The 25,246-nt window shown below is 64.3% G+C and carries 35 protein-coding genes; 26 read left to right on the top strand and 9 right to left on the bottom strand.

Annotated features, from left to right (window positions below; translation table 11 throughout):
* From CE453_RS25840 to rpiB, 4 genes are all read left to right on the top strand, one after another.
* Entirely contained in the window at positions 1–669 is a 669-nt protein-coding gene (locus CE453_RS25840; RefSeq protein ID WP_089177200.1) for an amino acid ABC transporter permease, read from the top strand.
* 14 nt (positions 670–683) lie between these two features.
* A complete protein-coding gene (locus tag CE453_RS25835) occupies positions 684–1,436 on the top strand; it encodes an amino acid ABC transporter ATP-binding protein (RefSeq protein ID WP_089177199.1) in 753 nt (250 codons plus the stop codon).
* 27 nt (positions 1,437–1,463) lie between these two features.
* On the top strand, positions 1,464–2,252 hold the full coding sequence (locus tag CE453_RS25830; protein WP_089177198.1) for a transporter substrate-binding domain-containing protein: 789 nt from the start codon (positions 1,464–1,466) through the stop codon (positions 2,250–2,252).
* Positions 2,253–2,318: 66 nt separating this feature from the next.
* Positions 2,319–2,765, top strand: coding sequence for a ribose 5-phosphate isomerase B (rpiB, locus tag CE453_RS25825; protein WP_089177197.1), 447 nt, complete (start codon positions 2,319–2,321; stop codon positions 2,763–2,765).
* A gap of 198 nt (positions 2,766–2,963) precedes the next feature.
* Here the strand turns inward: rpiB and CE453_RS25820 are convergent, their stop codons facing one another.
* The gene (locus CE453_RS25820) at positions 2,964–4,868 is read right to left on the bottom strand and encodes an ABC transporter ATP-binding protein (protein ID WP_089177196.1); all 1,905 of its coding nucleotides are present in this window, start codon (positions 4,866–4,868) and stop codon (positions 2,964–2,966) included.
* Between the two features lie 262 nt (positions 4,869–5,130).
* Between CE453_RS25820 and CE453_RS25815 the strand changes: the two genes are divergently transcribed.
* Positions 5,131–6,138 carry an ABC transporter permease gene (locus tag CE453_RS25815; protein ID WP_089177195.1) on the top strand — a complete coding sequence of 336 codons (1,008 nt, stop codon included), beginning with the start codon at positions 5,131–5,133 and terminating at the stop codon, positions 6,136–6,138.
* Positions 6,131–7,039, top strand: coding sequence for an ABC transporter permease (locus CE453_RS25810; protein ID WP_089177194.1), 909 nt, complete (start codon positions 6,131–6,133; stop codon positions 7,037–7,039). The genes CE453_RS25815 and CE453_RS25810 overlap by 8 nt, the downstream gene beginning before the upstream one ends.
* Positions 7,040–7,063: 24 nt before the next feature.
* On the opposite strand, the gene CE453_RS25805 is transcribed toward CE453_RS25810, so the two are convergent.
* The 3 genes from CE453_RS25805 to CE453_RS25795 are packed head-to-tail and all read right to left on the bottom strand — an operon-like array spanning position 7,064 to position 9,948.
* Complete coding sequence (locus CE453_RS25805) at positions 7,064–8,332, bottom strand: NAD(P)/FAD-dependent oxidoreductase (RefSeq protein WP_089177193.1); 1,269 nt, start codon at positions 8,330–8,332, stop codon at positions 7,064–7,066.
* Positions 8,329–9,075 (bottom strand): N-formylglutamate amidohydrolase, encoded by a 747-nt coding sequence (locus CE453_RS25800; protein ID WP_089177192.1) that lies wholly within the window; start codon positions 9,073–9,075, stop codon positions 8,329–8,331. The genes CE453_RS25805 and CE453_RS25800 overlap by 4 nt, the downstream gene beginning before the upstream one ends.
* 6 nt (positions 9,076–9,081) lie before the next feature.
* Complete coding sequence (locus CE453_RS25795; RefSeq protein ID WP_089177191.1) at positions 9,082–9,948, bottom strand: MurR/RpiR family transcriptional regulator; 867 nt, start codon at positions 9,946–9,948, stop codon at positions 9,082–9,084.
* A gap of 122 nt (positions 9,949–10,070) precedes the next feature.
* Here CE453_RS25795 and CE453_RS25790 point away from each other — a divergent pair, with 122 nt between their 5' ends.
* The 20 genes from CE453_RS25790 to CE453_RS25705 all read left to right on the top strand — a co-directional run bounded on the left by CE453_RS25790 (position 10,071) and on the right by CE453_RS25705 (position 22,170).
* Positions 10,071–11,768 carry a peptide ABC transporter substrate-binding protein gene (locus CE453_RS25790; RefSeq protein ID WP_089177190.1) on the top strand — a complete coding sequence of 566 codons (1,698 nt, stop codon included), beginning with the start codon at positions 10,071–10,073 and terminating at the stop codon, positions 11,766–11,768.
* A 336-nt stretch (positions 11,769–12,104) separates the two neighbouring features.
* Positions 12,105–12,611: a hypothetical protein gene (locus CE453_RS25785; protein ID WP_089177189.1), complete on the top strand. Its 507-nt coding sequence runs from the start codon at positions 12,105–12,107 to the stop codon at positions 12,609–12,611.
* Between the two features lie 14 nt (positions 12,612–12,625).
* On the top strand, positions 12,626–13,264 hold the full coding sequence (locus tag CE453_RS25780; RefSeq protein WP_248307884.1) for a L,D-transpeptidase: 639 nt from the start codon (positions 12,626–12,628) through the stop codon (positions 13,262–13,264).
* A 44-nt stretch (positions 13,265–13,308) separates the two neighbouring features.
* Positions 13,309–14,334 carry an amino acid ABC transporter substrate-binding protein gene (locus CE453_RS25775; RefSeq protein ID WP_089177188.1) on the top strand — a complete coding sequence of 342 codons (1,026 nt, stop codon included), beginning with the start codon at positions 13,309–13,311 and terminating at the stop codon, positions 14,332–14,334.
* A complete protein-coding gene (locus CE453_RS25770) occupies positions 14,222–15,688 on the top strand; it encodes a porin (RefSeq protein ID WP_349236632.1) in 1,467 nt (488 codons plus the stop codon). Before CE453_RS25775 ends, CE453_RS25770 begins: the two co-directional genes overlap by 113 nt.
* 474 nt (positions 15,689–16,162) lie before the next feature.
* A complete protein-coding gene (locus tag CE453_RS25765) occupies positions 16,163–16,483 on the top strand; it encodes a hypothetical protein (protein ID WP_157733194.1) in 321 nt (106 codons plus the stop codon).
* Positions 16,476–16,937 (top strand): hypothetical protein, encoded by a 462-nt coding sequence (locus CE453_RS25760; protein ID WP_089177185.1) that lies wholly within the window; start codon positions 16,476–16,478, stop codon positions 16,935–16,937. Before CE453_RS25765 ends, CE453_RS25760 begins: the two co-directional genes overlap by 8 nt.
* A complete protein-coding gene (locus CE453_RS25755) occupies positions 16,934–17,656 on the top strand; it encodes a hypothetical protein (RefSeq protein ID WP_198302213.1) in 723 nt (240 codons plus the stop codon). The genes CE453_RS25760 and CE453_RS25755 overlap by 4 nt, the downstream gene beginning before the upstream one ends.
* On the top strand, positions 17,653–18,186 hold the full coding sequence (locus CE453_RS25750; RefSeq protein WP_089177184.1) for a hypothetical protein: 534 nt from the start codon (positions 17,653–17,655) through the stop codon (positions 18,184–18,186). Before CE453_RS25755 ends, CE453_RS25750 begins: the two co-directional genes overlap by 4 nt.
* Positions 18,179–18,583, top strand: coding sequence for a hypothetical protein (locus CE453_RS25745; protein WP_157733193.1), 405 nt, complete (start codon positions 18,179–18,181; stop codon positions 18,581–18,583). The genes CE453_RS25750 and CE453_RS25745 overlap by 8 nt, the downstream gene beginning before the upstream one ends.
* Positions 18,570–18,836 carry a hypothetical protein gene (locus CE453_RS25740; protein ID WP_089177182.1) on the top strand — a complete coding sequence of 89 codons (267 nt, stop codon included), beginning with the start codon at positions 18,570–18,572 and terminating at the stop codon, positions 18,834–18,836. Before CE453_RS25745 ends, CE453_RS25740 begins: the two co-directional genes overlap by 14 nt.
* A complete protein-coding gene (locus tag CE453_RS29510; RefSeq protein WP_282568766.1) occupies positions 18,823–18,954 on the top strand; it encodes a hypothetical protein in 132 nt (43 codons plus the stop codon). Before CE453_RS25740 ends, CE453_RS29510 begins: the two co-directional genes overlap by 14 nt.
* The gene (locus tag CE453_RS25735; protein WP_089177181.1) at positions 18,944–19,585 is read left to right on the top strand and encodes a hypothetical protein; all 642 of its coding nucleotides are present in this window, start codon (positions 18,944–18,946) and stop codon (positions 19,583–19,585) included. The genes CE453_RS29510 and CE453_RS25735 overlap by 11 nt, the downstream gene beginning before the upstream one ends.
* A 2-nt stretch (positions 19,586–19,587) precedes the next feature.
* Positions 19,588–19,944 carry a hypothetical protein gene (locus tag CE453_RS25730; protein WP_089177180.1) on the top strand — a complete coding sequence of 119 codons (357 nt, stop codon included), beginning with the start codon at positions 19,588–19,590 and terminating at the stop codon, positions 19,942–19,944.
* Positions 19,937–20,722, top strand: a complete 786-nt coding sequence (locus CE453_RS25725) for a hypothetical protein (RefSeq protein WP_089177179.1) — start codon at positions 19,937–19,939, stop codon at positions 20,720–20,722. Before CE453_RS25730 ends, CE453_RS25725 begins: the two co-directional genes overlap by 8 nt.
* The gene (locus CE453_RS25720; protein ID WP_089177178.1) at positions 20,715–21,059 is read left to right on the top strand and encodes a hypothetical protein; all 345 of its coding nucleotides are present in this window, start codon (positions 20,715–20,717) and stop codon (positions 21,057–21,059) included. The genes CE453_RS25725 and CE453_RS25720 overlap by 8 nt, the downstream gene beginning before the upstream one ends.
* Positions 21,052–21,261: a hypothetical protein gene (locus tag CE453_RS25715; protein WP_089177177.1), complete on the top strand. Its 210-nt coding sequence runs from the start codon at positions 21,052–21,054 to the stop codon at positions 21,259–21,261. Before CE453_RS25720 ends, CE453_RS25715 begins: the two co-directional genes overlap by 8 nt.
* Entirely contained in the window at positions 21,251–21,568 is a 318-nt protein-coding gene (locus CE453_RS25710) for a hypothetical protein (protein WP_089177176.1), read from the top strand. The genes CE453_RS25715 and CE453_RS25710 overlap by 11 nt, the downstream gene beginning before the upstream one ends.
* On the top strand, positions 21,561–21,704 hold the full coding sequence (locus CE453_RS28810) for a hypothetical protein (RefSeq protein ID WP_157733192.1): 144 nt from the start codon (positions 21,561–21,563) through the stop codon (positions 21,702–21,704). Before CE453_RS25710 ends, CE453_RS28810 begins: the two co-directional genes overlap by 8 nt.
* On the top strand, positions 21,694–22,170 hold the full coding sequence (locus CE453_RS25705; protein ID WP_157733191.1) for a hypothetical protein: 477 nt from the start codon (positions 21,694–21,696) through the stop codon (positions 22,168–22,170). Before CE453_RS28810 ends, CE453_RS25705 begins: the two co-directional genes overlap by 11 nt.
* Positions 22,171–22,634: 464 nt before the next feature.
* Here the strand turns inward: CE453_RS25705 and CE453_RS25695 are convergent, their stop codons facing one another.
* Genes CE453_RS25695 through CE453_RS25675 form a run of 5 tightly spaced genes read right to left on the bottom strand, consistent with a single transcriptional unit; the run spans position 22,635 to position 25,244 of the window.
* Positions 22,635–22,829, bottom strand: coding sequence for a hypothetical protein (locus tag CE453_RS25695; protein ID WP_089177173.1), 195 nt, complete (start codon positions 22,827–22,829; stop codon positions 22,635–22,637).
* Positions 22,826–24,079, bottom strand: coding sequence for an oxidoreductase (locus tag CE453_RS25690; RefSeq protein WP_089177172.1), 1,254 nt, complete (start codon positions 24,077–24,079; stop codon positions 22,826–22,828). Before CE453_RS25690 ends, CE453_RS25695 begins: the two co-directional genes overlap by 4 nt.
* Positions 24,076–24,696 (bottom strand): S1C family serine protease, encoded by a 621-nt coding sequence (locus CE453_RS25685; protein ID WP_089177171.1) that lies wholly within the window; start codon positions 24,694–24,696, stop codon positions 24,076–24,078. Before CE453_RS25685 ends, CE453_RS25690 begins: the two co-directional genes overlap by 4 nt.
* Positions 24,697–24,714: 18 nt before the next feature.
* Entirely contained in the window at positions 24,715–25,053 is a 339-nt protein-coding gene (locus tag CE453_RS25680) for a hypothetical protein (RefSeq protein WP_089177170.1), read from the bottom strand.
* A complete protein-coding gene (locus CE453_RS25675) occupies positions 25,053–25,244 on the bottom strand; it encodes a hypothetical protein (RefSeq protein ID WP_198302212.1) in 192 nt (63 codons plus the stop codon). The genes CE453_RS25680 and CE453_RS25675 overlap by 1 nt, the downstream gene beginning before the upstream one ends.
* Between the last annotated feature and the right edge of the window lie 2 nt (positions 25,245–25,246).

Raw genomic sequence — 25,246 nt, 5'->3', positions numbered from 1 at the left:
ATGGGCGGCTCCCTCAACGCGAACCATCTCCTTTTCCTCGGTCAGGGCGCGCTCTGGACGATCGGCTTGTCGGCGATCGCGCTCATCGGTGGCGGGATCGTCGGCTTCCTGATCGCGCTCGCCCGCGTCTCGCCGAGCAAGGCCGTGCGGCTGATCAGCGGCGCCTATGTGCAGCTCGTCCAAGGCACGCCGCTTCTGGTGATCATGTTCCTCGGCTATTTCGGCCTCTCGGCGCTCGGCTTCGCGATCACGCCGCTTTGGGCGGCCGGGGCCTCGCTGACGATCTATGTCGGCGCCTATTTCGGCGAGATCTGGCGCGGCTGCATCCAGGCCGTGCCGCGCCCGCAATGGGAGGCGGCCGAAGGGCTGGGCCTGAGCCGTACCCAGCGCATGCTGAAGGTCATCCTGCCCCAGGCCATGCGCATCGCTACGCCCCCGACCGTCGGTTTCATGGTGCAGATCATCAAGAACACCTCGCTCGCCTCGGTCGTCGGTTTCGTCGAGCTCGCCCGCTCCGGCCAGATCATCAACAACTCGCTGTTCGAACCCTTCCTGATCTACGCGATCATCGCCCTGATCTACTTCGCGCTCTGCTTCCCGATCTCGCTCCTCAGCCGGCGTCTCGAACGCCGCATGGGCGTCGGCCGCGCGAAGCTGATGCCGGCCTGACGAGACCCATAGCCATGAGCCAGGAACGCCTCATCGTCGAACGCCCCATCGTCGTCCTCGACAAGGTCCATAAGAGCTTCGGCGCGCTCAAGGTGCTGGACGGCGTCAGCTTCACAGTCGAGCGCGGCGAGGTGCTGGTGCTGATCGGTCGCTCGGGCTCCGGCAAGAGCACGGCGCTGCGCTGCATCGACCGCTTCGAGAAGATCGATTCCGGCGAGATCCTGGTCTGCGACCACCGCGTCGACGCTGCCGATATCGACCTGCGCGCCCTGCGTCAGGACGTCGGCATCGTCTTCCAGAGCTACAACCTGTTTCCCCATCTCACCATCGAGCAGAACATCACGCTGGCGCCGGTCTCGGTGAAGGGCATGCGCAAGGCCGAAGCGCGGGAGCTCGCGAAGGCGATGCTGGCCAGGGTCGGCCTGTCCGAGAAGCTCGACGCCTATCCCGAGCAGCTCTCCGGCGGCCAGCAGCAGCGCGCGGCGATCGCCCGCTCGCTCGCCATGCAGCCCAAGGTGATGCTGTTCGACGAGGTCACCTCGGCGCTCGATCCGGAGCTGACCGGCGAAGTCCTCAAGGTCATCGAGCAACTCGCCGCCGACGGCATGACCATGGTCATGGTCACCCATGAGATGGGGTTCGCTCGGGGCATCGCCGATCAGGTGGTGTTCATGCATGCAGGCAGGGTCCACGAGGCCGGCAGTGCCTCGATCCTGTCAGCTCCGGCCACGCCGGAACTCGCCCAGTTCGTCGGAACCGGGCTCTAACAACCAAAACGGGAAGGAGACCCAAGGATGAAACGCTTGTTCACGCTCGCTCTGCTCGGCACGACAGCCCTTGCCTGCGCCAGCCAGGCAGTTCGCGCCGACATGCTCGACGACATCACGAAGGCCGGCAAGATCCGCATCGCGACCGATCTCGCGATCCCGCCATCGGGCATGATCGACAGCGCCATGAAACCGACCGGCTCGGACGTCGAGACCGCCGAACTCCTCGCCAAGGACTGGGGCCTGCAGCTCGAATTCATCCAGACGACTGGCGCGACCCGCATCCCCAACGTCCAGACCAACAAGGCCGACATCATCATCTCGACGCTGTCGGTTACGCCGGATCGCGCCAAGGTCATCGACTTTTCCAAGCCCTACGCCGCGCTGCAATCGGTCGTGGGCTGCCTGAAATCGGTCGAGGCGAAGAGCTGGGACGATCTGAAGGGCAAGACGATCGCCGTCTCGCGCGGCACCACGCAGGACACGACGCTGACCAACATGAAGGAGCGCGATCTCAAGCTCGCCCGCTACGAGGATGATGCGACCATGGTCACGGCCGCGGTTTCCGGCCAGGCCGACTGCGTCGCCACCTCGGCCACCATCGTCTCCCAGATCGGCGTCAAGGCACCGTCGCGCCCGTTCGAGCCGAAGGTCACGATCACCAATTTCGACCTCGCCATCGGCGTGAAGAAGGGTGAGCCGAAGCTGCTTGAGAAGCTCAACGCCTGGGTCGAGCAGAACCTCAAGAACGGCAAGCTCAACGCGATCTACAAGAAGTTCCACGGCACCGAACTGCCCGCGGAGATGCGCGGCTGATCCCATCCAAAGCCGGCGCTCGCCAAGGGCGCCGGCCCCTCGTTCCAATTGCACATAGGAAAACCCATGCGCCTCGTCATCGGCTCCGACCATGCCGGCTGGTCCCTCAAGCAGCACGTCATCGACCACATCAAATCACTGGGGCACGAGGTCATCGATGTCGGCTCCCATGACGATCAGCCCGTCGACTTTCCCGACATCGCCCGAGAAGTTGCCCGCAAGGTCACCTCCGGCGAGGCCGAGCGCGGCATCATGGTCTGCGGCACCGGCGTCGGGGCCTCGATCGCCGCCAACAAGATGAAGGGCATCCGCGCCGCCGTCTGCCACGACATTCACTCCGCCCATCAGAGCGTCGAGCACGACGACGTCAACGTGATGTGCATCGGCGCGAAGATCGTCGGTCCCTGGCTCGCCAGCGACCTGATCTCCTCCTATCTCGCTGCGGAATTCTCGACCGACGAGGATTTCCGCCGCAGGGTCGAGAAGCTTCATCGGATGGATGCCGAAGGCTGATGAGAGGATCGGCGCCCGGCGATCCTGGTCTTCGGATCGATCAATGTCACTTTGGCCGCACGGGTCGCCAGCATTCCGGGACCGGGCAAGACGGTACTCGCGTCGTCCTATGAACGGCATTTCGGCGGGAAAGGGCACGAGCCAGGCCGTAGTCGCCGCACGCCCCGTCTCGACTAGCAGGGGCGTCACGACCGCGGGCTACGCCGCAACCGGATCGGAATGAGCTTCGGATGCATCGGTCAGCATTTTGAGCACCAGGTGACCGCACGCGACTTCCTTGTAGAGCGACGGCGCGGGAACATAGCCGGTGGGGTGGATCGGGGAGGGTAGCGCCGGGTGACCAGTCGTGCCGTGCGCCGACCGCCTTGCCGGATCGGCGATCGGGACCGCGGCGAGAAGCGCCCGCGTATAAGGGTGCTGTGGGTTCTCGAAGATTGCGGCGCGCGGACCGATCTCGACGATTCGGCCCAAATACATCACCGCGACCCGATGGCTGACCCGTTCGACGACCGACATGTCATGGCTGATGAACAGGCACGCGATCCCTAAGTCCGCCTGCAGCTCCATCAGCAGGTTCAGCACCTGTGCCTGCACCGAGACGTCGAGCGCGGATACGGCCTCGTCGGCGACGATCAGCTTCGGCTCAAGCGCCAGCGCACGGGCGATGGCGATGCGCTGGCGCTGGCCGCCCGACAATTCGTGCGGATACAGATCGATGAAACCGGCCGGCAGGCGGACGCGGTCGAACAGCTCCGCCACGCGCCGGTGCAGGGCCTGTCCCGACAGCAGGCCGTAATTGCGCAGCGGCTCGGCCACTTGATCGAACAGGCGCATCCGCGGATTGAGGCTGGCATAGGGGTCCTGGAAGATCATCTGCATCTTGCGACGCAGGGCATGCATTCCCTGCGTTGATTGAGCCAGCACGTCCTGCCCGTCCAGCTTCACTTCACCCGACAGCGGCTCGGTGAGCCGTAGGATCGAGCGACCGCAGGTCGACTTACCGCAGCCGGATTCGCCGACCAGGCCGAGCGTCTCGCCGGAGTTGATGGTGAAGCTGACATCCTCGACCGCATGGACATTGGCGATCGTGCGGCGCAGCAGCCCTTTCCTGACCGGGAAGCGGGTGCACAGATGGCGCACCTCGAGCAGCGGCCCGGCCTCCGTTCGCGGCGGTACCATGATCGGCGCTGCCGCCGCCGGTGTGAGCCCGTCGCCGGTCGCGATGCCACGCATCGGGGCGGGGAGGGTGGTGCCGCGCATCTCGCCCAGCCTGGGCACGGCGGCGAGCAGCGCACGCGTATAGGGGTGTCGAGGGGCGGAGAAGATCGCCTCCACCGGGCCTTCATCGACCTTGTCGCCGCGATACATCACCACGACCCGGTCGGCCATCTGCGCGACCACGGCCATGTCGTGAGTGATGAACAACACGGCCGTTCCCGTCTCGCGCTTCAGCTTGTCGATCAGGGCGAGGATCTCGGCCTGGATCGTGACGTCGAGCGCCGTTGTCGGCTCGTCGCAGATCAGCAGGCGCGGTTCGCAGGCCATCGCCATCGCGATGACGACGCGCTGGCGCATGCCGCCGGACAGCTCATGCGGGTATTGCTTCAGGCGGCGCTCGGGTTCGCTGATCTGCATCTGTGTCAGCAGGTCGAGCGCACGGGCGCGCGCTGCAGCCGGGGGAAGGCGCCGATGGGTCAGGATCACCTCGGTGAGCTGGCGCTCGATCGTGAAGACCGGGTTCAGCGCCGTCATCGGCTCCTGGAAGACCATGCCAATCTGGCCGCCACGGATCACGCGCATCGTGGCCCGATCGGCCTGAACGAGATCGATGACACGCCCGTCGGTCTGCTGGAAACGCAGTTCCCCTTCCGCGATCCGGCCGCCGCCGAATTCGACGAGCCGCATCAGCGAGAGCGCCGAGACCGATTTGCCGGAGCCGGATTCGCCGACGACGCAGACGCATTCGCCGGGGGCGATGTCGAAGCTGACGTTGCGCACGCCGGTGACGGGGCCGGAATGGGTCTCGAACTCGACCCGCAGCCCGGCGATCGAAACGAGCGGCCGCGTGCCGGAAACCTGCGGAGCATGGGGCGTATCGAGCATCGAACCTCCCGGGCCTGGGCCCGGCCATCCCATCGGCCTGGAGGCAGCCCCGCAGCCGAGAACCAATGTCCGGCGAGAGGCGGGGCTTTCTCCAAAAAAGTATTGTTTGTTACATATTGACTGTCTAATCGCATGTTTGCAATCTATTTTACATAATCCGGCGATCGAGACAGGTGCCATCAGGATGGATCAGGACCTCATAGGCCGCGCTGTCGGCGGGCGCCCGCGCCGGCATTCCGTCGCGCGCGACTAGGGCCTCCAGATGCTCCATTACACGCTGCGCCGACTCTTGGTGGCGATCCCCACGCTGCTGCTGATCAGCCTTGTCATCTTCCTGCTGCTCGGCCTCGCGCCCGGCGACCCGATGGCGCAGCTGCCGCTGACGATCCCGCCCGAGGTGAAGGAGAAGATGCGCGCCTCGCTCGGTCTCGGCGATCCCCTGCTGGTCCGCTATCTCCTGTGGCTCAAGCAGTTCTTCTGGGTCGAGCCGCTGCATGTCCTCGACACGCTGTTGGGGCTGAACCTGGCAGGCGAGAGCCAGCGCGTCATGTCATGGCAGTCACGCGCGCCGGTGGCCGACATCATCGCGCAGAGGCTGCCGCAGACGCTCTGGGTCGTCGGGCTCGCCTATGTCGTGGGCACCGCCATCGCGTTGCCGATCGGCATCCTGTCGGCCTATCGCCAGCATAGCTGGTTCGACCAGATCGGCACCTTCCTCTCGATGATCGGCTTCTCGGTGCCGACCTTCTTCACCGGCGTGCTGTTGATCGTGGTCTTCTCGGTCGGGCTCGGCTGGTTTCCCTCGCTCTACGACACGACGCTGAGGGTGACGAGCTGGGACAGCTTCCTGGCGCAGATCCGCCAGATGGTTCTGCCAGTGATGGTGCTCGCCCTCTACAATGCCAGCCAGATCAGCCGGTTCATGCGAGCCTCGATGCTCGATAACCTGCGGCAGGACTATGTCCGCACCGCTCGCGCCAACGGGCTGAGCGAGGGGGTGGTGGTGCTGGTCCATGTGCTGCGCAACTCGATGATTCCGGTCGTGACCGTGATCGCGATGGGCGTGCCCCACATCTTCGGCGGCGCCATCATCACCGAGCAGGTCTTCAAGGTGAACGGGATCGGCGAGCTGCTGATCTCGTCGATCCAGGCCAACGACGTGCCGATGGTCCAGACCCTGACCTTCATCTTCGCGGTGCTGATCGTGCTGTTCAACCTGATGGCCGACATCCTGTACGGCATTCTCGATCCGAGGATCCGCTATGACTGAGGCTGTTGCGATCGCGCCCCGCCAGCGCTCGAGCCATGCGCGCGATGTCTGGCGCCGGTTCCGCAAGCATCGCGGCGCGATGATTGGCGCGGTGATCCTCGGCGCGATCCTGCTGGCTGTCATCGCCGGCCCCTGGCTCTGGCATCTCGACCCGACCGCCATTTCCATGCGGCTGCGCAACAGGGGGCCGTCGCTGGATCATCCGCTCGGCACCGACCATCTCGGGCGCGATATGCTGGCGCGACTGATCGCGGGCGGACGGGTCTCGCTGACGGTCGGCTTCACCGCGATGGGGCTCTCGCTGGTGCTGGGGACGCTGGTGGGCGTTTGTGCAGGCTTCCTGCGCGGGCTCGACGGTATCCTGATGCGGCTGACCGACCTCTTCCTCGCGCTTCCGTTGCTGCCCCTGCTCCTCGTCATGTCGATGTTGTTCCGCGAGCCGCTGTCGCAATCGCTCGGCGCCGAGACCGGGATATTCCTGCTGATCGTCGCCGCCATCGGGGGAACGAGCTGGATGCATACCGCGCGCCTCGTCCGCGGCGAGGTCCTCACCCTGAAGGAACGCGAATTCGTCCTGGCCGCTCGGTCGGTGGGCACGCGCGACGGCAAGATGATCCTGCGCCACATCCTGCCCAACGTGCTGTCGCCGATCCTGGTTTCGGCGACGCTCGGGATCGCCAGCGCGATCATCACCGAAAGCTCGCTCTCCTTCCTCGGGCTCGGCTTCCCACCGGATTTCCCGACCTGGGGGCGGCTGCTCTACGATGCGGTCGACCAGATCCAGCTCTATCCGATGCGGGTGATCCTGCCCGGCGTCGCGATTTCGCTGACGGTGCTGTCGGTCAACTATATCGGCGACGGCCTGCGCGACGCGATGGATCCGCGAGCACGCACCCGCTGAGCAAGGCGGCCACAAAGAGGACGTTCAGCCCTCGATCCGGTCCCGCAGCTGGTTGAACGGGCCGCGGCAGAGCTGCACCATCCGCCCCAGCAACGCGCCGGCGACGACCCGCGGCGGCTGCCGCTGGGGCCACCAGTCGAGCCCCGCGGCAGGGTTCTCCAAGGTCCGGGCGAAGGCGACGGACAAAGCTGCCGAGGTCGGAACCCCGCGACCGGACCAGCCCGAAAGCGCCCAGAGCCCGTCGTCGAGCCGCTGGATCGAGGGTGTCTGATCAAGCGCCATGCTGATGGCGCCTGTCCACATGAAGTCCCAGTCCAGCCCCGCGAGAACCGGCCAGATCCGCGCCAGCCGGCGGGTCATGAAGCCCGCCGTGTAGTCGAAGCGGCTGCCGCGGCCGGGCTCCTGCAAGCCGCCGGTGATGATCCTTCCGGAGGCATCGATCCGGAAGAACATCGGATCATGATGGGTGTCGCCGAAATTCATGCCCGAGGGCATGACGCCGGCGCGCTCCTCGGCCGTCAGCGGGCGGCTCGCGACGGCGTAGCTCGTCAGCGGGAAGAAGCCCTGTGTCACCGCGCCGGGGATCGCCGCCGTCGAATAGGCGTCGGTCGTCAGGCCGACGGCCCTGGCGCGGATTTCACCCTCGGGCGTGCGGATGCACCAGCGGCCGCCGTCGCGCGAGAATCCGGTCATCGGGCTGTCGGTGAAGATTTCGACCCCGAGCGATAGTGCGAGCCGCGCCAGTTCGCGTGCATAGCCGAGCGGATTGACATGTCCCCCTTCGCGATGGACCCAACCACCCAGGAAGGCGCGGGTGCCGGTGAGCGCGGCGATCTCGTCGGCATCCAGATAGCGGTCGGTTTTGCCGTAGCCAGCGTATTTCGCCTGTGCTGCCCGCGTCGCGGCCAGGGTCCGGTCATTATAGGCCGCGCTGAGCGTGCCCTTCTGGATCGCCTCGCAGCGCAGGCCGTGCCGTGCGATCCGGTCGAAGACCCGTGCTCCGGCTTCGGCAAGGAGATCGACGCCCTTCTTCGGCAGGATCGCGGGGTCGAGATAGCGGAAGACCGGGATGCATTGGCCGTGATTGCGGCCGGAGCCACCGGCGCCGATGCCGCGCGCCTCGATCACCGCGACGCGCGCGCCGGCCTCTGCCAGTTCGATCGCGGTCAGCAGGCCGCCATAGCCGCCTCCGACCAGCAGGATGTCGACCTCCCGTGTGCCGGCGAGGCGCCCGGTCTCCGGGGCGGCGACGGCGGTCAGCGCATAGGGTGGCTCGGCTGAAAAAGGGGTCATGCGGCGACTTCCCGGTCGATGGCGGCCGTCAAGGCGCCAGCGAGGCGGCTGGCCCAGCGGGCCCGGTCCGGCCCGGTCTCCAGGAGATCGTTGGTCACCTCGAAGCCGCAGGCCGGCAGGCCCGTGCCATAGCTGTGCCAATCGACCGTGTAGACGCCGCTGCGCCCGGAATAGGGTTGGTTGTCGCCCAGCACGAGGCCTTTCTCCGTGCCGAGATGGCCGAGCAGATGGCGCGACAGGGTGTCGTCGTCATGCCAGATCGTGCCGCCGTCCCAGGGACGGTGCTGGCCGTCGAAAACGCGGGTGCAGCTGTGAAGCGCGAAGAAGAACGGTCGGGAATGACGCGCGGTTTGACGCGCCCAGATCTCTCCTAGGAGCCGGTGATAGGGCCAGAAGACTGCGTCTTGCCGGGCTTCCCGCTCGGCGGCCGACAACGCTTTATTGAGCGCGATCGGGGTGCCTTCCAGCGCCACAGGGATCGAGCGGGGGTCGTCGACCCAACGGTTCACGTCGATGACGAGGCGGCTGACATCACAGAGCACGATCGGCACGTCGATACGGGAGGCGAGATCATGCGCGAGCTCCGCCACGCCGAGATCGCAGAAATAGTGGCTTTCTCGCCAGGCGGACGCGAGCCCGAGATCGCCGAGCCCGGGCGGAATCGAACGCCCGGCGTGATCGACCGCGATCAACCCGGGCAAGCGACCATGCGGATTCAGCACGATCGGCGGATTGGCATGCATGGAGGGTCAGCTTTCCTTGACGGACGGCTCTGCCGTGCCGAGCTTGCGCAGCTCCTCGATCCGGGCGAGCCGGTCGCGGCTCCAGTCGCGGCAGCGCTGGCTGACGGCGGCGACGATTGCCTCGATCTGGGCGGTAGCGACGACGCGCGAGCCGAAAGGCGAGGTCGAGGCGTCGGGTGAGGTCAGCACCGCGTCGGCATATTCCGCGATCGGCGAACGCCAGATGTCGGTGAACAGGCAGATGCGGGCGCCGCTCCGGCGCGCCTCGCGCGCGAAGGTCAGAAGCTCGCTCTGGTAGCGGCGATAGTCGAAGATCACGAAGACGTCCTGCGGCCCCGCATCGACGAGCGCGTCATAGGCAAAGCCCAGCATCAGCGGGGTGAAAGCGACGCCTGGCCGCAACTGGCCGAGCTGTGTCGCCAGGCGCTGTGCGAGATTCTGGCTATAGCGCCCGCCCAATAGCTTGATCGTCGCCCGCGGAGGGACCAGCAGGTCGACGATCGCGTCGAATTCCGCCGGCATGGCTTGGGCGGCCGCGACCTGCAGCGCCTCCGCCTGCATCAGCAAGGTGCGCTGGTAGACATGCTCCGGCGGCTCTCCAGACGCTTCGGCGCGAATGTTGTTCAAGGGCGAACCGAGCTGGCGCTCGACATCGGCGATGGCCGCCGCCTGGAAATCGGCGAAGCGCGAGAAGCCGATCTTGGCGAGGAAGCGCAGCACGGTCGGCGCGCTGACCGAGGCCTGCTTCGCCAACACCTCGACCGTCGCGAGCGCGCGCGTCGGATAGCCTTCGAGCAGGATCGAGGCGACCTTTCGCTCAGCCGTCGATCGGGCTTCGCTGCGGATCCTGTCGAAAAGGGGCGGTGCAGCCATTCTTGTATTCTTTATTACATATTGACTCAATTCAGGCATCTTGCACAGCATGTTACAACAATCAACGTATCCCTTCCGGAAGCTTTGCCAAGCGAGCCGGGACAGCGACAGGAGAAGACAGGATGAGCACGGCCAAGTTCCTGACCGCGGCCGCACTTGCGCTGCTGCCCTTCGCTGCCCATGCCGAACGAGGCTCGGATGGGGATCTCAAGATCCTCTACTGGCAGGCCGCTTCGACGCTGAATCCCTACCTGTCCGGGATCGGCAAGGAGGTCGATGCGGCGGCGCTCATCGTCGAGCCGCTCGCACGCTTCGATCCGCAGGGCACGCTGGTGCCGCTGCTGGCGGCAGAGATTCCGACGAAAGAAAACGGCGGCATCGCGGCCGACACGACGATGATAACCTGGAAGCTGCGCCACGGCGTCAAATGGGCCGATGGCAGCGCCTTCACGGCAAAGGATGTCGTCTTCACCTGGAAATATTGTACCGCGCCGGGAGCGGGCTGCGCCGCCTCGAACGCCTTCGACGGCATCAAGGACATCCTGGCCAAGGACGATCTGACCGTTGAGATCCGGTTCGCGCAGCCGACGCCCTACCCTTATGTACCGTTCGTTAGCTCGACGACGCCGGTGCTGCAGGAAGCCCAGTTCAAGGACTGTATGGGCGCCAAGATCGCCTCCTGCACCGCGCAGAACTTCGCGCCGATTGGCACCGGCCCCTACAAGGTCAAGGACTTCAAGCCGAACGACGTCGTCGTCTACGCGATGAACCCGGCCTATCGCGAAGCCGACAAGCCGCATTTCTCGGGTGTGACGATTAAGGGCGGCGGCGACCCGATGTCCGCAGCGCGGGCCGTCTTCGAGACAGGCGAAACCGATTATGCCTGGAACTTGATGCTGGCGCCCGACGTCATGGCGAAGCTGGCCTCCACGGGCAAGGCAAGGCCGGTAACGGCTTTCGGCTCGATGGTCGAATACCTGTTCCTGAACCTGACCGATCCGTCGTCGGATCTGGGCGACAAGCGCTCGACTGTTGCGGGCGGCCCGAACAAGATCCTGAGCGATATCCGCGTGCGCAAGGCGCTGTCCCTCGCCATCGATCGGGCGGAGATCGCGGAGGTTCTCTATGGCGACCAGGGCAAGTCGACCTGCAATGTCGTGCCGGCACCCGCCCAATATGTCTCGAACGCCAATGACGGCTGCCTGAAGCCGAATGTCGCGGCGGCCAAAGCCCTGCTGGACGAGGCCGGCTGGAAGCTTGGCGCTGACGGCTTCCGTGAGAAGGACGGGCAGAAGCTGAGGCTGTCCTTCCTGACCTCGACCAGCGGGGTTCGGCAGGATACCCAGGCCATGCTGAAGGAGTACTGGAAGGCCCTCGGCGTCGCCGTCGATCTTCGCAATGTCAGTGCATCGGTCTTCTTCGGCGGCGATGCCGGCAATCCGGACACCAGGCAGAAGTTCTACGCCGATATCGAGATGTATACCGACAACTCGAAAGGGCTCGATCAGGAATCCTACCTGAACAAGTGGACCTGTGCGGCGATCCCGTCCCCGGCCACGCAATGGCAGGGCAGCAACATGCCGCGCTACTGCGCGCAGGACTACGATGCCTTGTCCCAGACCCTGCGGAAGACCGACGGGATTGCGGCGCGCGCCGATCTCGCTCGTAAGATGAACGACATGCTGGTGCAGTCTTATGCCGTCATCCCGCTCGTGCATCGCGGCAATATCTCGGGCGCGGCAAAGTCGCTCGCCGGGGTTTCGATGAACCCGTGGGATAGTGAGCTCTGGGACGTCGGCAATTGGTCCAGGGGCAAATAGGGCATCCGCTATTTTGTCATTTGGACGGCGGAGACCAAGCCAAGTTCGGACGTGCCTTGCCGAGGGAACCATGCCTGGACGCCCGACACTGCGTCTGCTTGCCTTCGCGGCGCCCTGCTTCGTCGCACGCTGTGACCGTGCGCGGCGGCGAAGCCTCCTCCCATCCCGCCGCCGCGGCGACCGCCAACGCGATCCAGGCGCCCCATTGACGAGCTAGTCGTCGGTCGTTCAGGGTTGCCGCTCCGGCGCCGGGGCGGTTGTGCCCGGCCAGCAATTGACCTCTCTGTCTCTATCGCTCTGAGGCTTTACGGATCACGCCATTCTCCTGGAGGAAAGATGATACGGACCCCTGTCGAGCCGCTTAGCGCGCAGCGTCCAACCCTCGCCATCCTGGCTTGCGGCGTCCTTCTGCCTCTTGTTCTCGCAGGCTGCGGCGGCGAGAGCCTGTTGCCCACCGCGAGCAGCGACGCGGCAAGCGCGCCGGCCCCGACCGGCATTACGCGCGATGCCCTGATCGGGCGCTGGGGCGTCGCCTCCTTCCACGCCGACAAGGATCGCAAGCGCACCGAAGCCGAGGCGCGAAGCCAGTGCAAGCAACCCTATGTGATTGCAAAGGGCCCTGGCGACGGGGTGATGATGCATGTCGCGGATGATCCCAAGCTCTACGAGCTCAGGCTAAAGGCGGGGCCCGGCGGCAAGACCTATCTCGGCTTCGAGGCTCCGGCCGGCGATCCGCAGGATCGCGAATTGCTGTCGGTAAAGCCGAAGGAGATCGTGGCGCGCTTCGTCGACCCCGATGTGAGCACCCGCTACGGCACCTTCATCTACAGCCGATGCAGCTGAGCGGAGGCGATGAGATGAGCATCATCACCCGCGCCGCTCTGCGCGGCCTGGTCATGTCCGGTTTCGGCCTGGCGCTACTTCTCACCTTGTCGGGAGCCGCGTCCGCGCAGCCGCGACCGCCGGCGGAAATCAAGGAGACGATGGATATCGGCGACGAGCCGGGCCGCGTCTCGACCGAGGAAGTCAGCATCACCGAGGGGCCCTATGCTCGCCAGATGGTGCTGTTCCGCTCGAACGAGGCGCCGGGCACAGTGGTGATTCATTCGGCCGAGCGCTTCCTCTATGTGGTACAGGGCAACGGCCGCGCCCTGCGCTACGGCATCGGCGTCGGGCGCGAGGGCTTTACCTGGTCCGGCCAGGTCAAGGTCAGTCGCAAGGCGGAATGGCCTGACTGGCGCCCGCCGCCGGAGATGCTGCAACGCCAGCCCTATCTGCCGCGCTTCATGGCCGGCGGTCCGGGTAACCCGATGGGCGCGCGCGCGCTCTATCTAGGCTCGACCGTCTTCCGCATCCACGGCACGAACCAGCCGGAGACGATCGGCCAGGCGATCTCCTCCGGCTGCTTCCGCCTCGCCAATGGCGACATCGCCGACCTCTACGACCGTGTGCCGGTCGGCACCAAGGTCATCATCCGCCACAAGGCGACGCTGTGATCGGCCCCGCCGCTTCCGTCGATCTGCGAAAGGAATAGACAGACATGTCGAAGGCCTCATGGATTCGCCGCTCTGGCCTCGGCCTCGCCGTGCTTTGCGGCCTCGCCGTTCATGCCCACGCTGGAATGCTCGATACGGTGAAGCAGCGCGGCACCCTGCAATGCGGCGTCAGCGAAGGCGTGGTCGGCTTCTCGGAAAAGGATGCTCAGGGCAACTGGCGCGGCTTCGATGTCGATTTCTGCCGCGCCGTTGCGGCTGCCGTGCTGGGTGACGCGAGCAAGGTCGCATTCACGCCGCTCTCCGCGAGCCAGCGCTTCAACGCGCTGAAGGGTGGCGAGGTCGACCTGCTGGCTCGCAACTCGACCTGGACGCTCGGCCGCGAGGCCGAGCTGGGCCTGGCCTTCGCGGGCATCACCTATCATGACGGCCAAGGCTTCCTGGCGAAGCGCTCGCTCAAGGTCGATACCGCGCTCTCGCTCGACAAGGCCAAGATCTGCGTCGAGGCCGGCACCACCACCCAACTCAACCTCGCCGACTTCTTCAAGGCCAATTCCATGACCTTTGAGGAGAAGGTCTATCCGAGCGCGGCGGAAGCTTTTGCCGCCTTCGAGGGCGGGCAATGCGACGTGCTGACCCGCGACCAGTCGGCCCTGCACGGTGACCGGCTCAGGCTGGCCAAGCCGGCCGAAGCCATCGTGCTGCCGGATGTGATCTCGAAGGAACCACTGGGACCGGTGGTGCGCAGCGACGACTTTCCCTGGTTCACCGTGGTGAAATGGGTGAATTTTGCGCTGGTCAATGCCGAGGAACTCGGCATCTCCGGCGCCAATTTCGACGAGGCGCTCAAATCGCAGAAGCCGGACGTGCGCCGATTCAGCGGGATGGAGGGCGGTTTCGGCAAGGCGCTTGGCCTCGATGCCGATTGGGCGATCCGCGCCGTCAAGGCCGGTGGCAATTATGCCGAGATCTATGAACGCAATCTCGGCACCGGTTCGAAGCTCGGCATTCCGCGCGGGCTCAACCAGCTCTGGAGCATGGGCGGCGTCCTCTACGCCCCGCCGCTGCGCTAGAATCCGCTGCGCCATGGCCATCGGGAAACGCTTCGCGCTCGACGACCATGGCGTATCGCCGGTTTCGCCGCGGCCTCGGCTTTCCGCGGTAGCGCTCGCCATAAGCGAGCGCGGCGCTGTCCCGCTGGCCGCCCTATGTGTCGCCATGCTCACGGGCCCACCCGCGCAAGCCGCGAGCAAGCCTCCGCTCTTCCTGCGCAGCTGCAGGATCTCCCCTCCAGATCCGAGCCCGCTTTTTTCGCTTCCCGCCGCGCCCAAACCCATCGCCGCAAGCGATGACGATGACGCTGAGGACGAAGATGAGGAGGATGATAGCCCCCGCGGCTTCGTTTCGCCGGGCTCTGGCACCTGCATCGCAGTGTCCGGCACCGTTAATGCGGGAATCCAGCGCGACGACTACAAGGCGAATGCACTGGCACGGGCGACCGGGCAGGTGCCGCAAAACGCCACCAGCTTCCCGCTGACCTCGACCTTCCGGATCGAGACCGGGCAAATCCTCTCCGACGGCCAGTATCTCGCGAGTGCCTTCGAGTTTTCCGCTGACACGACCAGCGAGGATGGCCGCGCGTTCACGATGAGCGAGGCCAGTATCACGCTCGGGGCGTTCGTCTTCGGGCTGGCAGGTTCGCGTTTCGATTTCTGGGCCGGCGACGACTTCGCCTTCATCGGGCGGATTCCGAGCCGGACCGTTGGACTGATCGGCTATGAGCGGCAATTGACCGAGCAGCTCAGCTTGTCGCTTTCGGCCGAGGATGTCGCTGTCGACCGGCGCACCGCGGTCCCCGTCGGAAACAGCTACCCAGACGGTGTCGTGCGCCTCGTCTATGAACAGGATGGGCTGACGCTGCATGGCGGCATCGCCGTGCGGGAGGTGCCGAGCGCCGGCGGCTCACGCCGCGTCGGCCGAGCTGCGATTCTCGGGGCAACCTGGGAACGGACGCTGCTGGACCGACCGCTGACGCTGACGGCCCAGATTGCCGGCGCGGTGAACGCCGCTCCCTATCTCGGCTCGCGGCTCGACCAGCGTACCACCTTTTCAGTCCTTGCCGGCGACCTGACGACGCGCGGCTGGAACGGGGTCGTTGCGATCGGGCGCGAATGGACGGATGAATGGTCCAGCAACGCCTATATCAGCCGTTACCGGCTTTCGGTGCCGAACCCCACGGGGTTGGCGGGCCGGATCCAGATCGACCGCGTGGCAGCGAATCTGATCTGGACGCCGGTCGAGGGGTTGCGTCTCGGCCTCGAAGGGTCGCTTGCCTGGCAGAAGCTCGACCTCGCTGGGAACGGACGTGCGGCGAGCCTCTCCGGCCGGCAGAGCTCGGCACAGCTCTTCATCGAGCGAACCTTCTAGTCGTCCACCGCTCGACCGTCATGACAGGCATCGCTGCGCGTTCCGCAGGTCGGCAAAGGACCCAGCCTCAGCCTCTCATTGGGGGCGTGCTATCGCGGCTTTCGTGGCGAACCCAAGTAACCTTGGGTGGTGTGCTGAAGTGGCTATAGCGCCAGCTCGACTATCAACGTTTCCCGCATTGCGAGAGCATCGTCTTCAGCCATGAACCAACGGAAACCCCGAGGAATGGCCTCGACACATAAATCGCCTGGGAAATGAAATCAGCTGGCGGACAGGGCGTCCGCCGAAGAGAAGAGCCAACAGCTTGATAGGGAAGGGGGCTTGAGCGGCTCACTTTCTGCTGTACCCGGGAATATACCCGGTTGCGCCTCCCACCCCGAGAAGGCGCCGTTCCCGGATGGTTCTGGGAGGGGGCTGCCTACGCCGCGTCTCCAGTTTCGATGGGTGCCTGACCAGACGGGCGAATACCCATGGGTGGCTATCTATGAGCTAGTGATCGGCCTACGCGAGCACGACATCCGTCGAGACAAGGCGGAAAACGCGAAGGGCGAAATGGCCGTCGAGTTGGGGCGCACACGGCGCGGCGGCGGAATGTTCCCGCTTCCGAACGACAAGCCCTATCGCGATGGCGCGCATTCTACCTGGGACAGCGAACATCTCGGGGGCCTGCCGGTCTTCGTAATCGACCCCAACGGCAAGCCTTGGGTCGAAACGAGGCCCGAGCCCTGCATGATCCAGATGATCCCGGCAGACGAAGCCGCCCTCTCCAAAGCCACGGGAGGCCAGCATGTCTGACCTCACCACCCCCGTCTCGTTCTCGGATCATGGGAGGGGGCGCGAAGGCCTGATTGACCAGACGAGCCGCTTGTTGGCCGCTGGCTGGCGCGGCAACCCAAACATGTCGGGCGACGACCGTGACTTCATGACGCCTTCGATGCGGCGCCGTCACGACGACAAGGCGCGTTCAGTTGTCGAGTTCGTGGCGGCTTCGCTGCCGCAGCTCAGTCCGTGGCGAGATCTTGCCAGTGCGCCGGAGGACGAATGGGTTCTCCTCGCGACGACTGGCGGCTGGGTTGGCGAAGCCATGGTCATCGAAGGCGAATGGAAGTGGGCCAGCGGCAACGTCTTTCACTCCGACATCGTCCCGCTGAAATGGATGCCGCTGCCTGAACATCCTGAGAGTTCTGGCCGGAATCGCGCGGATGCCACCCCAAAAAACCCCCTCTCTGAAGGGAGGGAGAGGTCATGAGGGGGCTGCGTGTCCTCATCGGCGGGGAATATAGCGGGACGATCCGTGACGCGTTCATCGCGCGCGGCCACGACGCCATGTCCTGCGACTTCTCCGCGACGGCTGCCCCCGGCCCGCACTACCGGGGCGACTGGGCCGACATCGAGGGCGATGGCTGGGATCTGGCCATCTACCACCGCACCTGCACCTACATGGCGAATTCCGGCGCCAAGCATCTCTATCGTGGGATGAAGAAGGAGAACGGCATCGACGAAGGCCGCTTCATCGACATGCTGCGGGACGCGCATGCGTTCTGGCTTCACATGCAGCAATGCCCGGTCGAGTTCGCTGCCTGGGAAAACCCGGTGATGCTTGGCTATGCCCAGCTCCTGGTCGGCAAGCCAGATCAGACCGTGCAGCCATGGTGGTTCGCGACCGACCATGCCGGCCCGGACAACGTGAAGAAGGCCACGTGCTGGTGGACGAAGGGTGGCCTGCCGAAGCTCAAGCCGACCGGCCTGCTCGATGGCTCCACAGCCCGCGACGAGGTCTTCCAGATGGCCCCGACCAAGGACCCGGAAGAGCGTCGCATGGCGCGCTCCAGGTTCACGCCCGGCCATGCTGCGGCGATTGCCGACCAGTGGGGTGCGTTCGTCATTGCGAGGAAAGCCGGGCGCCACAATTCCTGTGTCTCGACCGCTGCGCACCCAGACTTTGTGACATCCGGGAGGGCCGCATGACCGATCACTCTGACCTGATCGCGCGGTTGCGGGCCGCATGTGTTGGGCACCCGAGCGCGTCAATCGCATGGCCGCACCGCGTTCTGCACGAAGCAGCCTCCGCCCTCTCGTCTCAGTCCCTCTCCTTGTCGGAGGCGAGGGAAGAGATCGAGAGGTTGAGAGGATTAGTAGCTGGCATCCGCGAGCCGGACCCAGCTACCGCAACGCCCTACGGCATAATCGATCCCGACTATGCGCGGGTCTTCACGATAGCTCGTTGCATTGCGTGGTCTGAAGGTTACGCGCTGATGATGCACGGCAGTTTCACGCGCGACCTGGATTTGCTGGCCGTGCCGTGGACGGAAACCGCTAGCGAACCCGAGCATGTCGTCAACCGGATAGCCGAGGCCTGCGATCTGATGCGGCCGCACCGGCCAGCGTCTGCGAAGCCGCAGGGCCGTCTAGCTTTCACCCTCATGTTCAAGGGGTTCGGCGATCCTCGCTTTGTCGATCTGTCAGTGATGCCGCGGAGGAGTGATGCCCATGGCTGAACCAATGAAGAGCCTGCGCGATCAAATCGCCGATTTGATCGACGAGAACGCTGAGGTGCGTGGTGAGCACTACAACGACCACGCCATTCTGACCAACGCTGACGAGCTTGCCGCCAGTATCGTCGAATTGCTCAGCCTCTCCGCTCAATCGGCTCTGGAGAACGGCCCTGCCGGTCTCGCGGATGCCACAAATGATCCTGCCTCGCCCTCCCTCTCCTCACTGCGGAAAGGGGCGGAGGTCATGCGTGCGGCAATTAAGTCCGTGACCGACGCGACGGGCGCATACCTGCCGCCAGATGGCATTTCGAAGGACGAGCTTATCAGCCGCGTCCTCGCTGCAACCGACAATCCCGAAATCAACGCTGTCATGTTGGGAGGCCGAAATGGCGCGCCGTGACTATGAGATGACCGAAGCCGACCTCAAGGGGCTTCTCGATGCAATGAAGCCCGTCCCGTACATAATTGTCGGCGGCATGCGCCCGGCCTCTCAGCAGGAGAACGCGAACGCGGCGTGGGAAGCCCTCGGCAACCGGATGGGCTTCGAGCACATGACGGTGCGCCCGAACGGCAAAGGCGACCGCTTCTTCAGCGCTGAGCCCAAGGCCGCCCTCGTTTCTGGCAGCCGGGAGGATGGGGATGGCACTGCCTGAAGCTCTGATCTGGTGTTCCGTCTTCCTCGCCATCGGCATTGCTGCGGCCGGGTTCTGGGTCGGCACCGGCATATCCGAACTATCCAACATCAGCGTGGAGATCAGCCATGAAGACTAAGCCTCCGTTCGATGGCGAGATCCATGCGGTCAGCGCCAAGACGATGCCCGATCTCAACACCCCCAAGCGCGAGCCTGGCTGGTTCCTCGGGGGCCCCACCCCCGAGGCCACCCCCACGCGCGATGAGGCGGTGCGCGAAGACCCGCCACGCATCTGGCTTGAACCCATTGACCGGAGCCAGCCTTTCGCAGGCGATGAGCGCACTTGGTGCGAAGATAAGGTCTGGCCAGAAGGCGACGATCAAGACGAGCCGACTGAATACATCCGAGCCGATCTCGCCTCCGCCCCAGCCCCTGCGAGCGGGGTGGATGCAGGTTGGCAGACGATCGACAGCGCGCCAGAGGACGAATGGCTTCTGGTCGCGACCACTGGCGGTTGGGTTGGCGAGGCCATGGTCCTCGATGGCGTATGGAAGTGGGCCAGCGGCAACGTCTTCCATTCCGACATCGTCCCGCTGAAATGGATGCCGCTGCCTGAACATCCAGAAGTGGCAAAGGAGACTGCCGCTTGCCTGACGGATGCAGAGCAAAAGGAGCAAGCCGCGCGCTGTTCGTGCCGAGGCTCGGACGACTACTGCTCCTGCCAGAACGTGCCGGACGCTACCACAATCCGCAACCGAAGGAGGGCCTGACCATGCTTTTGGAAATCGCTCAGGCCATCGTTGCGGACGTGAAGGCCCGGCACTCTGAAGGTGATTGCCCAGTCACTCGGCAGCATAGCGTCGAGAACTTGGAAGACGCCTTGCTCTCCATCGCCTCCATCCCCCCGGCCGCGACGAGCGGGTCGGAGGCTGGGGGCGAGGCGGATGCGACGCAGAAGTTGCTCGATAAAGCTCTGACCGTCCTCGGACGGTGCCACACGGTTCTGTTCAACATGGCGAAGGAGAACGAGGGCGCGATCTTCAATCGCTGGCCGATCCACCATGAGCCGCTGCGCTCGGACGCTCGCAATCTGCTGCCGCTGATCGACGAGGTGCTTGGCGATGACTGATGCTCTGGAAGAGAAGGTCGCGCGAGCCATCTGTCTGTCGAAGCAGCGAATGGGCGATACTGATGCGGTCGCCGCGCAGTATGTCGAGACATTTTGGCGTGACTACCTGCCCGAGGCGAGCATCGCCGTCGCGACGTTGCTGCCGCTGATCGCCAAGCCCTCCTCGCCTGCGGGCGGGGATGTGCGAGAGGCGAAGCTCTGGGACATCCTCGACTGGATCGCCAACATGTCGACGGACCAGCCCGTCACCAACATGGCGAATGCCGGGCTCAAGCTGTTCCCGAACGGCAGACCCGCCGCCCTGTCTCCGTCCAGCTCTGCCGCTGAGCCGGTGGCTTGGCTGACCGAGTGGCAGTTCAAGGCGCCGGATTACCCGGTCAAATATCCGGGCGGCGGATCATACATGACAAGGGACGCCATCGATGCAGCCAACGTCTTGGCCAATAAACAGCGCTGGGACCCCGTCGACTGGGTAAGGCAGACTCCCCTCTACGCGCATCCCGCTCCCGCTGCGGTGGAGAGCGCGCAGGGGGTGAAGGCGCTGGAGTGGGACGAATATGAGACTGAAGGCGAAGTCGATCGCTGGGACGCGGAAACGGCGCTGGGCACGTTTTACGAGATCAGCACCCAGTTCGATGGTTACCACGTCGCGCACGATTGTACGCACTTAGCCGCGCGGTTCGACACGCTCGACCAAGCCAAAGCCGCAGCCCAAGCCGACTACGAGGCCCGCATCCGCGCCTGTCTCGCCACCGATAAGGAGGGGCGTGATGTCTGACGCTGTCCTGTTTGACAAAGATGTCGTCGCTCGCAAACCGCACCAGTGCGCCCATTGCCGGGCCGAGATCGCAATTGGTACACGCCATCGTTCGACAGTTCAGATTTACGATGGCGTCTTTGCTGCCGACCGAACCCACTTCGAATGCGAAGCCGCGTTCAAAGATCTAAACTACCAGTTGCGCGACGCGCATTGGTCCGACGACCTGCACTTCCTTGCAGATGACGACATCGAAGACGGTGAGAGAGATTGGATGCGGGAGAAGCATCCGGCCGTTGCTGAGCGACTTTGGCCAACCCACCCCCGCCCCGCCAAGGAGAACGAAGGACATGGCTGAGAAGCTGACGAAGGCGCAGCGGGAATTGCTGGTCGAGTTGTCCGAGCGCGATTCACGGATGCACCTGTGGGCCACCTACAAGCCGATCATGCGGCTCCATGAACTCGGGCTCGTCGACAAGAGGGAGCACGCGCTTTCATCCCCGAGCTTTGCGATCACCCCCGCCGGCCGCGCCGCCCTGGAGTCCAGCCATGATCGATGAGAAGGCGCTGATCCAGATCCTGCGCGATACGATCAAGGTCGACGCGAGCGGGCTCGCACCGGCTGTTGTCGCGCATCATATCATGGGCTTTGAGGAAGCGGCACAACGCATCCTCCAAGCCCTCCGACCCGGCTCTACCGGAGAGGCTGAGGGGTGGGTGCTCGTGCCGAAGGAGCCGACAGAGGCGATGATCGAATCCGGCATGGCTGCAATGAGGGTAACACTATCCGATGGCCTGCCACGCGATCAACGTCAGGCGGCTGGCTACCGCGCCATGCTCGCTGCGGCGGGAGGGGAAGATGCCTGAATGGCTCGCGGTTCTCGCAATGCTGCTGACGTTCGTACAGGGCTTCGTGCTCGGCGGTATCCTCTATGCCCGCACACCATTCTGGGACGGCGTAAGATCAGTCTACAGCTTCGGGAGGTCCGCCCATGACCGCTAACCCCACAGCCCCAGCCGCGATGCCGAGCGAGGAGGAGATCAAGGATCTGCTGCTTCGCTTCCACGCGGACACCACTTCGGCTTGGCGCCACGAACGCGACGACATCGCCACCTCCGCGGCTCGCGCCGTCCTCGACCTTTTCGCCCCGATCCTGGCGGAGAAGTCGCTGCACCATGAGAATGGCGAACGCATCACCCGCAAGGATCTGAACAACGCCTATCGGGAAGGCTCTGAGAAAGGGCGCCTCGCTGCCCACCTGATCGACGGCGTCAACATCCCGCTCAACGCCTGCTGCTACCGCGACGGATGCCGCGCTCTCGAAGCCCGCGCCCTAGCCGCAGAAGCCGCGCTCGCTGCGATCAAGGCGAGGCATGCAGAATGGCGCAAGTGCATGCCTGCTGACTGGGAGGGCGATCCGTTGTCAGATGCGATCGAAGCCGCAGCCATCCGGGCGCAGGGGGAGTGATGCGCCAGCCCCGGGATGCTCATATGCTCCTGCTGATCGCGGCTATTGTCGCGGTTGGAGCATGGGGAATCTGGACAGGGGCTTGGCGATAGTCAGGCACGCCGCGCGACAGAGCGTCCTTGTGCGGCGGCTCAAGCTTCGCCCGCGATAGATCGCCGGCAAGCCATTCTTCCGTCCGCGCCTTATTGTGGGCCATGCCGCGCCAGACATTCCGGCTCCCGCAATGGCTGCAGACGACCCTTATCCGCGCGAGCGGCGTCATGTTGCTTTGCATCCCGCACTCAACAGCCGCCTTTCTCCCGCAGTCCTTGCATTCGCAGAGGAGCGGGACATCGTGCATGTAGAGCGTGTGGCGGTTGGGGCCGGCGAACATGCCTTCCGATCTGGCATCGGGCAGCGCGGAGTCAAGAAACAAAAAAGGCCCAGCCTTGCGACTGAGCCTTGAATGCCATTTGGCATTGATTCTATCTTTTATCGCCACACGCTTTCAGCAGAGTCTCCAGTGCTCTGCGGCCTGCTCCTTCCATGACGTGCAGCGGTATTTCGAAATCCTGCACCTTGCCGGCCGCGACGACGCTCATGACGGTTTGCCCCTCGCGGGTCCAGAATGTCACGAGCTCGGCTTTTTGGGGCGGTGGATAGCGGTCATGCGCACTCATGCAGCATCCCTCACCCAGCCTGAAACCATCTCGGCTGAAAGCGTCGACCGGAACACCTCTCCGCAGCGCTTCGAATAGGTGATAACCTTTGCCGATCGGCCAGACAACCACCCACCATTTGCGGCATAGGCATCCGGCGCGGCCAGAGTCTCGTGGCGCTCGACCTTCATCAGGTTCGTGGACTTGAGCTCGTCCGAATGCAGATGCCCAATATGGGCATAGCTGTATTTCGTCCGGCCATAGATCTCGCGCCATTTGCCCGCGAAGACGGAGTCGACATTGCCGATATTCCTACGGTGCCCGTGGTGCATAAACAGAGACGTCTCACCCCACTCGTAGACGTAATAGGTGCTGGCCGTGCTATCGACTGTCACTCGTGGCTCGTCCTCGTAGAACGCCGCGAATAGCTCGCGAAGCCACGCGCCAGATGCAGGGTCGTGGTTTGCGTCGGCCATCACGACATGAACATGCTGGTGTTTCTCGAGCAGCATGCGAATGATCTGGCGTACCGTACGGATGACGACGCGGATGACCTTTTGTAGTCGCGAGTCTGCGTCCAGAACATGGCGATGTGTCGGGGTGACGCTCTCGTGCCCGTCGTGGTGCAATAGGTCCCCAAGCTGCGCCAAGACGGCAGTGTGGGCGTTCGGGGCCAGATCGATTGCCGCGGTAAACCAGTCGAGCAAGAGCTTTTCGGCAATGCCAAGATCGTAGTCAGCGCCAGATTCTTCGCGCCAGGCCAGCATGCCCATGTGAACGTCGGTGACGACGAACATGTTGAGCAGTTCAGCGTGGCTGGCCTTTGGCGCCTTGATCGCCTTTGCCCTGGGCAGATCGTCCTTGAACGCCTGCGCCGCAGCCTGGATGGCATCAATCTGCGCCTGAGTGTCCAGCGCGGTCTTGGTCCACTGGGCCACGATCTTGCCGGCGCCGTCCGTTAGGGTTGAGATGCCCTTGACGATGTGCCCTTCGGGTACTGTGGCACCTTCGCTACGCTCCGGGCGCTGCTGTATGAACTCGCGTACGATGCGGCCGGACTCGTCCATCACCGCAGTCGTCTTGGATATTTCGAAGCCGGGCAGAACTGGCTTCGTGCCCATCATCCCACGAGCTGCAGCCTGATGCAGCCGGCTCTGCAGTCCGCCTCGAGACAGACCCAATGCCAAAGCCGTCTTTGTCTGATTGCGCTCGCATGCTTCATAAGCAGCAAGCGTCTCAGCCAAGACCTCGTCAGTCACGCCCGGCGTCATGCGCGGCCCATGAGCATGCACACCGTGCTAGCCGGCACGATGTACGAGATCGGGACGAGTCCGGGGCTGAAGCCTAGCGGCACAATCATCAGTCCAACGGTGATACCAACAACGTGTTCGTCGGTATCGAAGACCGGACCGCCGCTCATGCCCGGGGCTACCGTGGCGTCGAATACGAAGACCGAGGCCCAGGGGCCGACCTCGCGGACTTTGCCACTCATGCGCCCATTGGTCGTCACGAACTCGATGTTGCCAGGGTTTCCACGAGCATGAAGCTTTTCGTTCATGCGCGGCTCACGACAGGACAGGCGTGCAACGCCGATCTTCTCTGCAGGGTTCATACGCAGAAGCGCGACATCGTACTTCTTGTTGACCCACAGCACTGTGGCTTCGCGGGACGAGCCGTCATCAGCCTTGACCGTCATCTTAGCCTGGTCCGACGCGACATGCGCCGCGGTAACGATGAAGCCGTTGCCGATGTGAACGCCGGAGCCATGTCCGCCTGCGTCGATGACGAGCTTGACGGTATGACCAGCCTGCTTGGTGTTGGCGGCAGTGCTGCATGCTGCCATGAGGAAGGCGAGCGCCAGCAATCCCGCGATATGCAGGTTCCGCATGGTGGTGATTCCTTCGGTTCAGGAAGAGGAGGATCGGCGCGAGGCCGGGCGCGTTTCGATTACGCGGTCGAGGCGTTCATTGAGGTGACGGACCTGATTGCCAACATCCTTCACCGCCTCGAAGAGCGGAACCATCTGCTCTTTCATGCCTTGCCGCGAAACATAGGTTTCTGCGACATGGGTCTGGTAGTTCTTGAAATCTGTTCCGAGGGCGCGAAGCTCTGCCTCGACGGACGCTGTATCGGCAGCAAGTTCGCGTCGAGACACCTTCACAAGCGATTCGATGCGAAACCAGACCAAGGCAAGAGCGCCAATTGCAGCGGAAATATAGCCAACAAGCTCAATCGTAACCGGCATCAGCGCGCCTCATCAGCGGCTGCTACGGCCGCCTTGCGGCGCTGCTCACAGATTTTCAGGGATGTCCGGTCCTTGTTCCAGAAGCGGAAGGTTTCCGCGGCAGAAAGGCGCCTGATCTCGGTTTGAACCGGCTTCGGGCAGGCAATGCGAGCCTCTGCTGGAATGTCGGGACGAATGAACTCGACCTTCACTG

The sequence above is a fragment of the Bosea sp. AS-1 genome (assembly GCF_002220095.1).
GTDB lineage: Bacteria > Pseudomonadota > Alphaproteobacteria > Rhizobiales > Beijerinckiaceae > Allobosea.
This window is presented reverse-complemented; position numbering and strand designations above follow the sequence as displayed.